This is a genomic window from Stenotrophomonas sp. Sm2128, from assembly GCF_030985535.1.
GTDB lineage: Bacteria > Pseudomonadota > Gammaproteobacteria > Xanthomonadales > Xanthomonadaceae > Stenotrophomonas > Stenotrophomonas maltophilia.
The window spans coordinates 21,221-33,933 of the sequence record NZ_JAPTFQ010000004.1; the positions used below are offsets into that span (position 1 = coordinate 21,221).

8 protein-coding genes and 1 pseudogene are annotated in these 12,713 nt (G+C 66.9%); 6 read left to right on the plus strand and 3 right to left on the minus strand.

The window, feature by feature from the left end; translation table 11 throughout:
- The first annotated feature begins 147 nt into the window (after nucleotides 1-147).
- From O0K41_RS02285 to O0K41_RS02310, 6 genes and pseudogenes are all read left to right on the plus strand, one after another.
- A complete protein-coding gene (locus O0K41_RS02285) occupies nucleotides 148-2,340 on the plus strand; it encodes a Six-hairpin glycosidase-like protein (RefSeq protein WP_308304427.1) in 2,193 nt (730 codons plus the stop codon).
- Nucleotides 2,337-3,824 (plus strand): MFS transporter, encoded by a 1,488-nt coding sequence (locus O0K41_RS02290; protein WP_012479383.1) that lies wholly within the window; start codon nucleotides 2,337-2,339, stop codon nucleotides 3,822-3,824. The genes O0K41_RS02285 and O0K41_RS02290 overlap by 4 nt, the downstream gene beginning before the upstream one ends.
- A pseudogene (locus O0K41_RS02295) lies at nucleotides 3,824-5,476 on the plus strand (alpha-amylase family glycosyl hydrolase); the annotation flags it as partial. The gene O0K41_RS02290 and the pseudogene O0K41_RS02295, both read left to right, overlap by 1 nt.
- Nucleotides 5,477-5,531: 55 nt before the next feature.
- Nucleotides 5,532-5,918: an SseB family protein gene (locus O0K41_RS02300; RefSeq protein ID WP_005412550.1), complete on the plus strand. Its 387-nt coding sequence runs from the start codon at nucleotides 5,532-5,534 to the stop codon at nucleotides 5,916-5,918.
- A 150-nt stretch (nucleotides 5,919-6,068) separates the two neighbouring features.
- Entirely contained in the window at nucleotides 6,069-6,533 is a 465-nt protein-coding gene (locus O0K41_RS02305) for a GNAT family N-acetyltransferase (protein WP_049448646.1), read from the plus strand.
- A complete protein-coding gene (locus O0K41_RS02310) occupies nucleotides 6,530-6,823 on the plus strand; it encodes a hypothetical protein (RefSeq protein ID WP_049448648.1) in 294 nt (97 codons plus the stop codon). The genes O0K41_RS02305 and O0K41_RS02310 overlap by 4 nt, the downstream gene beginning before the upstream one ends.
- Before the next feature lie 124 nt (nucleotides 6,824-6,947).
- On the opposite strand, the gene O0K41_RS02315 is transcribed toward O0K41_RS02310, so the two are convergent.
- The 3 genes from O0K41_RS02315 to O0K41_RS02325 all read right to left on the minus strand — a co-directional run bounded on the left by O0K41_RS02315 (nucleotide 6,948) and on the right by O0K41_RS02325 (nucleotide 12,610).
- Entirely contained in the window at nucleotides 6,948-10,532 is a 3,585-nt protein-coding gene (locus tag O0K41_RS02315; RefSeq protein WP_164221477.1) for an ABC transporter permease subunit, read from the minus strand.
- Between the two features lie 12 nt (nucleotides 10,533-10,544).
- A complete protein-coding gene (locus O0K41_RS02320; RefSeq protein WP_164221476.1) occupies nucleotides 10,545-11,447 on the minus strand; it encodes an ABC transporter ATP-binding protein in 903 nt (300 codons plus the stop codon).
- A gap of 131 nt (nucleotides 11,448-11,578) precedes the next feature.
- Entirely contained in the window at nucleotides 11,579-12,610 is a 1,032-nt protein-coding gene (locus O0K41_RS02325) for a LacI family DNA-binding transcriptional regulator (protein ID WP_164221474.1), read from the minus strand.
- Between the last annotated feature and the right edge of the window lie 103 nt (nucleotides 12,611-12,713).

A 12,713-nucleotide genomic window follows, 5' to 3' on the forward strand; every position in this document is an offset into this window, starting at 1 on the left:
GGACGCAGCCGACAGCCCCGCGTCTACCATGGGGCCAAGGCACCTTGAGGGAGGGGCCGCGCCCGCCCGCCGGCAACGACGGTGCGGACCTACAACGCGTGCAGAGAGGGAGGGAGGCCGACGGGCGCAAGCCGGTCCGCCGCTTCGATGCTGAAGATCATTTGCCTGACCGCTGCCCTGGGGGCAGCGCTGGGATCGACCGCGCAGGCGGCCGACCTGCAATTCGACGGCCGCCATGCGCGCGCCGAAGCCGCTGCCAACGGCAGCTTCGTGCTGCATGCGCCGAAAGGTGAGGTGCGTATTGCGCCGATGCCGATGCGCAGCCAGACCGGTAGCGTGATGTTCGATGCCCTGTTCGCGCGGGCCCAGCAGGAGATGGACCAGGACCGCGTGGACGCGATTCGCGATCCCGCCTTCGACGAAGGCCGGCCGGTGCCGTGCGAATGCTTCCAGACCGGCGCGCGCTGGCCCTATGTGTGGACCCGCGATGTCAGCTTCGCCGCCGATCTGGCGCTGGCGCGGCTGGACCCGCAACGCACGCGGCAGTCGCTGCAGTTCAAGCTGTCGGCGGCGCGCGACGGGCACACGCCCGGCCTGTTCGTGGCGCAGGACACCGGTTCCGGTGGCAGCTGGCCGATCAGCAGCGATCGCGTGGTGTGGTTCCTGGCGGCACGTCATCTGCTGGAGGATCGCGCGTTTGCCGACCAGGTCTGGCAGGCGCTGAAGGGCACGCTGGCGCAGGACCGCGCGATGGTGTTCGACGCGCAGGTGGGCCTGTACCGTGGCGAGACCTCGTTCCTGGACTGGCGCGAGCAGACCTATCCGGACTGGACCCGCGAGGACGTGCGCTTCATCGGTGATTCCTACGCACTGTCCACCAACGTGCTGCACTACCAGGCATTGCGCCTGGCCGAACGCCTGGCCGGCCAGCACGGCGACGCCCGCGCGGCCGACTACAAGGCGTGGGCCGATGCGTTGGCGCAGCAGATCGATGCGCGCTTCTGGCGCGAGGATATCGGCCAGTACATGAGCTACATCGGCGAAGCCGCGCACCCGGTGCCGTACGCCAAGGTCGATCTGCTTGGCCTGTCGCTGGGTATCCTCGCCGGGGTGCTGCCGCCCGAGCGCGCGCGCCGTGCACTGGCTGCTTACCCGATGGGGCCAGCCGGCAGCCCCGTGGTCTGGCCGCAGGAAGCGCAGCAGCCGATCTACCACAACCGTGCGATCTGGCCGTTTGTCAGCGCCTACTCGCTGCGTGCGGCGCGGCAGCTGGACGATGCGCCGCGCATCGCCGCCGAGATCCGTTCGCTGATGCGGGGCGCCGCGCTGGCCGGTTCCAACATGGAGAACTACGAGCTGGTCAGCCAGGCCGTGCATGTCGAGGAAGGCGCGCTGAGCGGCCCGGTGGTCAACTCCGAACGCCAGCTGTGGTCGGTGGCCGGGTATCTGTCGATGGTGGTCGAAGGCGTGTTCGGCGTGCAGGACGATGGCCGCGTGCAGCCCAAGCTGCCGGCCGCGCTGGTGCCGGAACTGTTCGGCACGCAGCGCAGCATCAGCCTGGAAGTCACTGGCAAGCGCTATGTGCTGGAGCGTCCGCAGAGCGTGGGCGATGGCTTGCTGGTGGCGGGCAGGACCACCACGCGCGGCACGACCACCACGGTGCAGCTGGTGACTGCCCCGGCAGCAACAGGCTTCGCTGCCACGACTGCGGATGCCAACGCGCGTGCGCCCGCAACACCCGCGACACCGCAGGCCCTGCGCAGGGGCACGGGTTGGAACGTTCCGGTGCAAGCCGGGCAGGTTCTGTGGAAGGACGGCAGGGCCGTCGTCGCCAGCAATGGCCAGGTGCAGATCAGCGACGATGGGCTGCAGCATTGCCTCAGCCTGACCCGACGCGAAGGCGCGTTGGAATCGCTGCACAGCCCAATGGTCTGCGTCGGTCCGCAGCAGGTGCTGAAGGGTGCGCAGCGCTGGCAGTTCACCTCGGCCAAGGCCGCGCAGGTTCGCCTGCGCCTGCAATATCGAAACCCGAACGGACCGATCAACACCGGCGTCACGGCTGCGGTCAAGCAGCTGGTGCTGCAGTGCCCGGGCCAGCCGTTGCAGCGGCATACGGTCACGCTGCCGCACAGCGTGGCCGTGCAGGACTCGACCTCGGCAACATTCACGGTGCCAAAGGGGCAACGCACGGTCGCGCTTGAAGAGGGCTTCAACATGAGCGCGCTTGAACATTTCGCGCACTACACCGGTGGCAAGGGCGGCCGCGAGGGCGTGCTCAACCAGGCCCAGGTGCAGGCGCTGACGGTGGCGCCGGTGGCGATGGAAGAGGGTGCACGATGAATCGTCCCGCCAAACCGCAGCTGTCGTTCTGGCAGATCTGGAACATGTGTTTCGGCTTCCTCGGCATCCAGTTCGGGTTCGCCCTGCAGAACGCCAACGCCAGCCGCATCTTCGAGACGCTGGGTGCGGACATCGACGCGGTACCCGGGCTGTGGATTGCCGCGCCGCTGACCGGCCTGCTGGTGCAACCGGTGATCGGTTACCTGTCCGACCGCACCTGGACCCGCTGGGGTCGTCGTCGTCCGTACTTCATGATCGGTGCGGTGTTGACCACGCTGGCGCTGCTGGTGATGCCGAACTCGCCGACGCTGTGGATCGCGGCCGGCACGCTGTGGGTGCTGGATGCCTCGATCAACGTATCGATGGAGCCGTTCCGTGCCTTTGTCGGCGACCAGCTGGCGCCACGCCAGCGTCCGGCCGGCTACGCGATGCAGAGCTTCTTCATCGGCGTGGGCGCCATCGTCGCCAGCTTCCTGCCATTCATCCTGGCCCACTTCGGCGTTGCCAACACCGCGGCCGCCGGGGAAGTGCCCGACACTGTGCGCTATGCGTTCTACTTCGGCGCGGTGGTGCTGCTCGCGGCGATCACCTGGACGGTGGTCAGCACCCGCGAATATTCACCGGCGGAGCTGGCCGGGTTCGATGATGCCGAGCCACCGGAACATCACGCGGCGGCCGCGATCAACGGCCCGGCTTCATGGACGCGGGTGACCCTGTGGCTTGGGTTGGGTGTGTTGCTGGCGCTGCTGATCACCTGGCGGCAAGGCGACAGGATGCTGTACGTGCTGGCCGGCCTGTGCGCCGGCTACGGCCTGCTGCTGGCGGCGGCGCGCGCGCTGCCGGCCACGCATATGCTGGCCGCCATCGTCGGCGACCTGCGCGCGATGCCGGTAACCATGCGCCGCCTGGCGTGGGTGCAGTTCTTCTCGTGGTTCGCGCTGTTCGCCATGTGGATCTACACCACCGCTGCGGTGGCCGGTACCCACTTCGGTTCGACCGATCCACAGTCGGCCGCCTACAACGAAGGTGCCAACTGGGTGGGCGTGCTGTTTGGCGCCTACAACGGCTTCGCTGCGCTGGCGGCGGTGCTGATTCCGCCGATGGTGCGTGCGATCGGCCTGCGCTGGAGCCACCTGGTCAACCTGTGGCTGGGCGGCGCCGGCCTGGTCTCGCTGATGTTCATCCGCGACCCGCACTGGCTGCTGCTGTCGATGGTAGGTGTGGGATTTGCCTGGGCCTCGATCCTGTCGTTGCCGTATGCACTGCTGTCCGACAGCGTGCCGGCGTCGAAGATGGGTGTGTACATGGGCATCTTCAATTTCTTCATCGTGATCCCGCAGCTGGTGGCGGCCAGCGCGCTTGGCTTTGCCCTGCGCGCATGGCTGGGTGGCCAGCCGATGCATGTGCTGGTGCTGGGCGGCTGCAGCCTGTTCCTGGCCGGCTTGTGCGTGCTGCGGGTTCCGTCCCGTCCGGAGGTGGTGTGATGCGTGGTGTCCTGGCTGTTGCTGTTTCCCTTGCCCTGTTCGCCGGCCAGGCCGCGGCCGCGCCGCGCCCGGACTACGTCGGCACCACCGAGCCGTTCGCCAGCGATGCGGTGTACTTCGTGGTCACCGACCGCTTTGTCAACGGTGACCCGTCCAACGACCATCGTGACCAGGGTGGCGCGCACCGCACCTTCGATATCCCGGTGCCATGCCCGGACAAGGTGGACGGCAACATCGGCTACCTCGGCGGCGACTTCCGTGGCGTGCTCGACAATGCGCAGTACATCCGCAACCTGGGCTTCGGTGCGGTGTGGATCACGCCCATCGTCGACAACCCGGACGAGGCCTTTACCGGCAGCAAGCCGATCAGCTGTACCAGCACGCTGACCGATCGTGGCAAGACCGGTTACCACGGCTACTGGGGCATCAATTTCTACAAGCTCGACGAGCACCTGCCGAGCAGGGACCTGGACTTCGCCGGGCTGACCAAGGGCCTGCACGGTGCTGGCTTGAAGGTGGTGCTGGATATCGTGGGCAACCACGGTTCGCCGGCCTGGACCATGCCGACGCGGCAGCCGCAGTTCGGGCAGATCTTCGACAAGGACGGAACGCTGATTGCCGACCACCAGAACCTGCCGCCGCAGAAACTGGATCCAAAGCACAACCCGCTGCACGCGTTCTACAACAATATCGGTCCGGTCGACAGCAATGACGGTTCGATCTTCGACGGCAACCTGGCCGAGCTGTCGGACTTCAACCAGGACAATCCGGCGGTGATGGACTACCTGGTCGGCGCCTACCTGCAGTGGACCGCGCAGGGCGTGGACGCGTTGCGCATCGACACCATCGGCTGGCTGCCGCACCCGTGGTGGCATGCCTTCGTCAAGCGCATCCGCGCCGAGCATCCGGGCATGTTCATGTTTGGCGAAGCCTTCGACTACAACGCGGCGACCATTGCCGAGCACACTTGGCCGGCCAACGCCAATGTCAGTGTGCTCGACTTCCCGCTGCGCGGTGCACTGGAGCAGACCTTCGGCACCGCCGGCAAGGGCTTCGAGACCTTGGCCGAGCCGCTGCACCTGAGCGACGGACCGTACGCCAATCCGTACGAGCTGATGAGCTTCTACGACAACCACGACATGCCGCGCCTGCAGGCCAGCGACAGCGGTTTCATCGATGCGCACAACTGGCTGTTCACCGCGCGTGGCATTCCGGTGGTCTATTACGGCTCGGAGACCGGTTTCATGCGTGGCCGCGCAGAGCACGCCGGCAACCGCGCCTACTTCGGCCAGCCGCGTGTGGATGCGGCGCCGAAGAGCCCGATCTTCGCGCCGCTGCAGCGTATCGCGCGACTGCGCGAAGTCACCCCGGCGCTGCAGCGCGGCCTGCAGGTGAATGAGCGCCTGCAGGGTGATGAGGCAGTGTTCTTCCGCGTGCTGCAGCATGGCGAGGTGGCGCAGACCGCGCTGGTGCTGCTGAACAAGGGTGACCAGACGAAGACCTTCAGCGTGACGCGCTTCGTTCAGGCCGGCCGCTGGCGTGATGCGCTGGACGGCGGTTCGTTGCAGGTGAACGGTCCGCTGAAGGCCGACGTGCCCGCGCACGGCGTGAAGGTCTACGTGCTGGATGCCGCCGTTCAGCAGCCGGCACTACCGGGTTTGGCCGCATCCGGCACAATAGGCACCCCTCACGCCCCGCCGTATCGCCATGACCGACCTCGCCCCGCAGACCCCGATCGAAACCCTGCTGAAGGCGGCGATGGACGGGGCGGTGCCGATCCGCGCCTTCATGGAGGCCTTCGTCGCTTCCGAGGTAGTGCTGCTGACCGGCAGCCTGGTCACCCCGGACGGCAGCGGCTTCGACCCGCTGCTGTTCGACAAGCAGGGCACCCTGCATGTGGCGGTGTTCACCGAGCCGTCGCGGGTGGGCGTCTACAGCCAGCAGGCGCAACACCAGATCCGCTGGCTGATGCTGGACGTGCTGCGCCGCGTGCCGGGTGGCTACGGCGTGGTGATCAACCCGGGTACTTCGCTGGGCTTTGAGATCTCGCCCAGCGGCGTTGGCGAGATCCTGAAGGACTTCGCCCAAGGCTGAGTTGCCGTCGGGCCATTTGTAGCGTCGAGCCATGCTCGACTGCCTTTCGCGCATGACCTGATGTGTCGAGCATGGCTCGACTTTACAGAAGGCTTCCCTTCGGGCGCCGTCCATGATCCCCTTGGGTGACATCGGGATCGAGGCATTGCCATGGAATTCAGGGGACTACCCGCCGACGCACCGGAACGGCAGCAATTGGCCCAGTGGTACCACGCGGAATGGGGCCAGGACGCCGGCCTGACACTGGAACAGGAGCTGCAGCGGCTCAATCCGCCACAGGACGCCGAAGGTTTCCCGCACCTGATCGCCGTATTCGATGACGGTCAGGTGCTTGGCGCAGTCCAGCTCAAGCGGCGGGAAATGCAGGCGTTCCCACAGTACGAACATTGGCTGGGCAGCGTGTTCGTGGCCGACAGCCATCGCGGGCGTGGGCTGGCTGGCGCGCTGGTGGAGCAAGCAGCGGCGCAGGCGGTGCGGATGGGGGTTTCCGATCTCTACCTGCAGACCGAGGCCCTGGACGGTGGGCTGTATGCGCGGCTGGGCTGGAAGCCGCTGCAGGAAGCCGACAACCGCAGCTATCGCGTGCTGGTGATGGTGCGCAGGTTGGCCGCATGAGCGCATCCACATCGCGCCATCCCCGCTCGGCCCTGATCTTCCTGATCGCGGCGATCGTTGCCGCGCTGGTGTCCATGCCCCTGCTGCGCGCGGTGGGCATGGTGCTGTGGCCGGTGTTCGTCATTGCCTGGCTGATCAACCTGGGCGCGGCCTGGCATCTGGCCCAGTGGGCGCGCCAGCAGCGCCGTTCGGCGTGGGCATTCGGGTTGCCGGCGGCGCTCGGCACCATCGCCTCGATCGTGGTCTATGTGCTGCTGGCATTGCTGGGGCCGAAGGCCCCGGTGCGCTGAACCTTCGCGACTGTCGTGGACAATGTGCCGAGCATGGCTCGGCACTACAGTAGGGCGAGCCAAGCCAAGCCAAGCCCGCACGTGTTGCGTGGAGCGCCGGCGCATAGGCCGGCGCTCCGTTACCTCACATCGTTACCTTGCGCCGGTTGTCATCGCTCACCCGGTCGATCAGCTTGTTGTAGGGATCGAAGCCTGCTTCGTCCGGCTTTTCATCCACCGTCACTGTGATCTTCGGATCGGCGTTGGTGATGTGGTGGCGCTGCAGGTACAGCACCTTCTGGTCGCGCTCCTTGCCCGACGGCCCATTGGCGAACACGCCGACCTCGACCCAGTCATCCATCTTTCCGTCGCTCTCCTTGCCCTTGCCGTCGGCGTACTGCTTGGCGGCGTGCAGGTCCAGGGTCACGTCGTAGCGGCCGTCATCGCGCTTGCGGGCGCTGGCGGCCATCACGCGGTTGTCGTAGAAGCTGATCTTCTCGAACAGGTCGGTGACCAGCTGCTGGCGGTCGGCCGGGGTCTCGGCGCGGATGTAGTCCAGCAGCTCGCGTGAGGTGGTGTACGGCGGTTGCTGGTACCCCTTGTCCTGCAGGAAGCGCTTCAATGCGCGGTTAAGCGCCTGCTCGCCGATCTCCTCGCGCAGCCGGTAGAACACCAGCGAACCCTTCTGGTAGTGGATGTACTGCTGGTTCTCCACGCGCTCCAGCGGCTGTTCCTCGATGGCCTCGCCGCCGCGGCCGGACAGGTAGCCGTCCAGTTCGCGCTTGAGGAACTGGCGCATGTGCTGGCGGCCGTACTCCTGCTCCATCACCATCAGCGCAGAGTACTGCGACAACGATTCGGACAGCACCGTCGCGCCCTGCACGTTGGCACCGATCACCTGGTGCGCCCACCACTGGTGTGCGATCTCGTGCGCGGTTACGTAGAAAACGTAGTCCACCTTGTCCGGGTCACGCAGGTCGGCGATGAAACCGATGGCCTCGGAGTAGGGGATGGTGTTGGCGAACGACTGCGCGAAGCGCGCATAGCCCGGGAACTCGATGATGCGTACCTGGCGGTGCTGGTACGGGGTGAAGTTCGCTTCGTAGTAGGCCAGCGACTTCTGCACCGCTTCGATCATACGGTCCACGTTGTAGCCGTGCGCTGGGTCGAAGTAGACCTCCACCGGGATGTTCTTGTACTTCGCCCTGCGCACCTCCCAGCGTGCCGACAGGTAGGCGTAGAAGTTCAGCATTGGCCGGTCCATGGCGTAGCTGAAGCAGCGTCGGCCGTTGACCGTGGTCTCATGCTGCAGGTAGCCCGGGGCCAGCGCCACCTGGTCCGGTGCCGTGCAGACCGTGGTGCGGAAGTCGAGCCAGTCGGCATCATTGGAGATGTAGGTGTTGGCACGTGCGGCTTCGTCTTCCAGCTTGGGCATGCGCCGCGGCTCACCCAGGTCGCGCTTGCGCCGCTCGTTGCGGTCGCTGATCTCGGCGCCTTCGTTGTAGCCGAACGACGGCAGCACGCGGCTGTTGAAGAAGGTGCCGTTGTCGACGATGTTGCTTGGTGCCTGGCCGGCGGTGATGCCGTTGGGCTTCTGCACCACCCGGAAATGCACGCTGCGGGTTTCACCCGGTTGCAGCGGTTTCTGCAGGCGGTAGATGCGGTAGCCGAGATCGGCGTCATGCATCGAAAGTGTCTGCCCACCCAGGTCGACCGCGACCAGTTGCTTGTCATCACCCATCGAGACGTGCACGTCCTCGATCGGCGTGGCGTGGGTGTTGCGCACCGTCCAGTTCGCATCGATCACCATCGACTGCGATTCCGGGAACAGGTCCACACGATTGTCCACCGCCACGATGCGAGGCTGCGGCAGCGTGCGGTACTTCGACAGCTCGCGTTCGTAGCGGGCCTGCAGATCCAGCTGCTGGTCGGGCGAGACGAACTCGTTGCGGATGTTGGTGCTCCAGTACAGCCAGCCACCCAGGCCGACGAAGGCCAATGCGGCGACTCCGGCGAAGACCCCGGTCGGGCCGCGCAGGCGGCGGCCGGCCAAGGCCAGGCGCTGGCGCAGGCCCTGGCTGACACCTCGTACCCAGAAGGCTGACGCCAGGCACATCAAGGTCAGCAGGAACAGGGCCCAGTAGCCCTGGAACGCCAGTTGCCCGGTCAGGAAGTGGCCGTAGCCGTTCATGTCCGAATAGGGCGCGTTGGGCCAGCTGCCGAAGTTGTACAGGTTCTGCGTGTAGTCCAGCAGGCCGAGCACGCCCTGGCCGATCATCACCACGATCAGCAGCGCGTAGCCGACGAACTTGTTGTTGGTGAGCACCTGCAGCACCAGCGCCAGGCCCCCCATCAGGATGTAGACCACCGAATCCAGCGCCAGGCTGCGCAGGTACAGCAGCGGCTCCAGATGCGTGTAGCCCTTGGCCAGCTGAACGCCCATAGCGGCCAGCGCGCCGGCGGCCTGGAAGCAGATGATCACGGCCAGCAGTGCGGTGAACTTGGCCAGCAACGGCACCCAGTTCGGCACCGGCATGGCATCGGTCACTTCATTGATGCGCGCACTGCGTTCCTTCCAGACCAGCTCACCGGCGAAGAACAGCACGATGATCACCAGCAGCCAGCTGAAGGCACCCTGCAGGCCCATGATCATCTGCGAGGTGACCGGCCAGATCGAGGTGCCGTACAGGGTCTGCCGGAACAGCGCGCTGGGCAGGAAGTTGGCCAGGCCCAGTACCAGCAGCACGATGAACGGCACGCTGCGCAGCACGCCGCGTGTATCGAAGCGGACCTGGCGCAGGAACTGCTGCCACGCCGTGGTGGCAGTGAACGCCGGTATCACGCGCGGCAGCGTCGCGCGGGTGGGACGGACCACGCTGGCATCGGCAACCGGTTGCGCCTGCCTGCGGCCCCAGCGCCGACGGCCACTGCCGCTGCGTTCGGTGCGGAACAGCGCGAAGGTGGCGGCGAACAGCGCGGCAGCCACACCCAACCACAGAGCACGGTTGGCCAGCAGGTAACCGGCCAGCTCGGGAATCCCGTTGTTGCGTTCGGCGGTGGACCAGTAGCGGATCGTGCGGCCGAGTGCGCGCATGCCCAGCGGTTCGCTCAGCACCGCGATCCACGTGTTGTCGATGTCGCGCAGCAGGGCCGCGCTGGCGCCATACAGCACCAGGTAGGCCACCAGGCCGATGTAGACCCACAGGATCGAACGGGTCAGCGCTGCCAGCAGCGACAGCAGTGCCGTAGTGAACAACAGGTTCGGAATGACGATGACCGCGAACGTCCACGCATAGCCCTGCCAGCTGATCGGGCCCATGCGCTCGGGATCGACCCACGGCATGAACGGCGCCAGCCACAGGCCGAATGCGATCAGCACGTAGACCAGCAGGCCTGCCGCAAGCGCGGCAGCGATGCGCCCGGCCAGGTAATCGCGGCGTTTCACCGGGCTGGCGAAGATCAGTTCGGCGGTGCCGAGTTCGAAGTCACGCAGCAGCGCATTGCTGACGAACAGGGCAGTGACCAGCATGCCGAGCAGGGTGAAGATGCCCAGCATCTGCGCGATCACGGTGGGCGCGTTGCTGTGCACGTTGCCGGCGCCGCCACCGATCTGCACCGCGTCGCTGGAGGCGGCGGCGAAGGCGAGCAGGGCGAACAGCCCGGCCAGCAGCCACAGCAGCGGGGAGCGCAGCTGCTCGCGCAGCTCGAAGCGGAAGAAGTTGAGGATCATGGCGTGCTCCGCTCAGGCTGCCGCGCGGGCACGGGCCTGCAGGCGCAGGCGCTGGAAGTACACGTCCTCGAGGTCGGGAGCTACGGCCGCGAAGCCGTCGCCGGGGTCGTTGGCGCTGTGCACGTGGATCACCGGGCGACCACCGACCAGGCGGGTGGACAGCACCACGTAGCGTGCTTCATGGTCAGCCAGTTCCGAAGGTTCAACCTGCTTGCGCCAGACCTGGTGCTGCAGGGCGTCGATCGCTTCGCTGGGGCGGCCGGTCAGCAGCACCTGGCCCTTGTTCATGATCGCCATCGTCGGGCACAGATCGGTCACGTCCTCGACGATGTGGGTGGACAGGATCACCGCCACGTTCTCGCCGATGGCCGCCAGCAGATTGAGGAATCGGTTGCGCTCTTCCGGGTCGAGGCCGGCGGTGGGTTCATCGACGATCACCAGCCGCGGGTCACCCAGCAGCGCCTGGGCAATGCCGAAGCGCTGGCGCATGCCGCCGGAGTAGGTGCCCAGCTTGCGTTTGCGGGCGTCCCACAGGTTCACCTGCTGCAGCAGCCCATCGACCACCTCGCGGCGCTGCGCGCGCTGGGTCAGGCCCTTGAGCACTGCGAAATGTTCCAGCAGGTCCAGCGCGCTGACTTTCGGGTACACGCCGAAATCCTGCGGCAGGTAGCCCAGCCGGCGGCGCACGGCGTCCTTGTCGCGCAGCACGTCGATCGGCGCCTCGCCTGGAATGCTGAGCGTGGCCGTGCCGCCGTCGGCCTCCTGCAGGGTGGACAGCGTGCGCATCAGCGACGACTTGCCGGCGCCGTTGGGGCCGAGCAGGCCGAACATGCCGCGCGGGATGTCCAGGTTGACGTTGTTGAGGGCATGCACGCCGTTGGCGTACGTCTTGGACAGCGAATCGATCTTCAGCATGCGACGTACACCTTTCCATGGACGATGTCTGCGCGTTATCCGCGCATCAGCCTCCGTGCGCATCCGCCGTTGGTCATGGGGGGAGAATTCCGCCGTCGCACGTTGGGGCGTGGCGGGAGGCCTGGCGGCGCTTACCGGCGCAGCGACGATTCCCGCACCACCAGCTTCACCGGGATGCTCTGGCTCTCCACCGGCTGCCGGCCGATCAGCGCCAGCAGGCGTTCCACCAGCAGCTGGCCGGCCTGTTTGGTGTCCTGCTGCACCGTGGTCAGCGCCGGGGATACCGAGGCCGCCAGCGGGATGTCGTCGAAGCCGGTCACCGCCACGTCCTGTGGTACCCGCAGGCCGGCCTCCCGCAGGGCCCGCATCGCGCCGATGGCGATCAGGTCGCTGGCGGCGCAGATCGCATCGATCGGTTCACCGCGCGCCAGCAGCGCCTGGCAGGCCTCCTGGCCGGAAGCCTCGGTGGTGATTGCATCGTGCTGCAGCGCCGGTTCGGCGGCCAGGCCGTGGTCCTGCAGGGCCGCGACATGGCCGCGGTAGCGCTCCTGGAATTCGGGGTAATGGCTGGAGGCATGGCCGAGGAAGGCGATGCGGCGGCAGCCCTGCTGCAGCAGGTGGGTGGTGATGTCATGCCCGCCCTGGAAGTTGTCGCTGCCGATCGAAACACCGGGCTGGCCGGGCAGGGCGGCGCCCCAGCGCACGAAGTGCGTGCCCTGTTCGACCAGCCGCTGCAGGCGGTCGCGCGATTGGTGGTAGTCGCCGTAGCCGAGCAGGATGATGCCGTCGGCCTTGTTGCTGTCCTCGTAATCGGCCTGCCAGTCGGTGGACAGCTGCTGGAACGAGACCAGCAGGTCCTGCCCATGCAAGGCGCAGGCACGGGTGATCGAGCCCAGCATCGAGTGGAAGAACGGGTTGATCAGCGAATCGTCGTTGGTCGGGTCCTCGAAGAACAGCAGGGCCAGCGTGCCGGCGTTGCGCAGGCGCAGGCTGGAGGCGTTCTTGTCGACCTTGTAGTTCAGCTCGCGGGCGATGCGCAGGATGCGCTCGCGGGTCTCGGCATTGACCATCGGGCTGCCGCGCAGGGCCCGCGACACGGTCGGCTGGGAGACCCCGGCCAGGTGGGCGATGTCCAGGGAGGTGGCTTTGCCTTTGATCGTCATGGGCACGCGGAGGGGGCAGGGGAAAGGTGCCCGGGCATGATGCCATGGGGTGGCTGCCGGCAGTCCCGGCCGACGCCGCTTGTGGTCAAGGTCGCGGGTGTGC

Bases quoted from the DNA above. Each gene is read 5' to 3' on its own strand.
- O0K41_RS02325 (WP_164221474.1), bottom strand. From the start codon at position 12,610: ATGACGATCAAAGGCAAAGCCACCTCCCTGGACATCGCCCACCTGGCC.
- O0K41_RS02300 (WP_005412550.1), top strand. From the start codon at position 5,532: ATGACCGACCTCGCCCCGCAGACCCCGATCGAAACCCTGCTGAAGGCG.
- O0K41_RS02285 (WP_308304427.1), top strand. From the start codon at position 148: ATGCTGAAGATCATTTGCCTGACCGCTGCCCTGGGGGCAGCGCTGGGA.
- O0K41_RS02310 (WP_049448648.1), top strand. From the start codon at position 6,530: ATGAGCGCATCCACATCGCGCCATCCCCGCTCGGCCCTGATCTTCCTG.
- O0K41_RS02315 (WP_164221477.1), bottom strand. From the start codon at position 10,532: ATGATCCTCAACTTCTTCCGCTTCGAGCTGCGCGAGCAGCTGCGCTCC.
- O0K41_RS02305 (WP_049448646.1), top strand. From the start codon at position 6,069: ATGGAATTCAGGGGACTACCCGCCGACGCACCGGAACGGCAGCAATTG.
- O0K41_RS02320 (WP_164221476.1), bottom strand. From the start codon at position 11,447: ATGCTGAAGATCGATTCGCTGTCCAAGACGTACGCCAACGGCGTGCAT.
- O0K41_RS02290 (WP_012479383.1), top strand. From the start codon at position 2,337: ATGAATCGTCCCGCCAAACCGCAGCTGTCGTTCTGGCAGATCTGGAAC.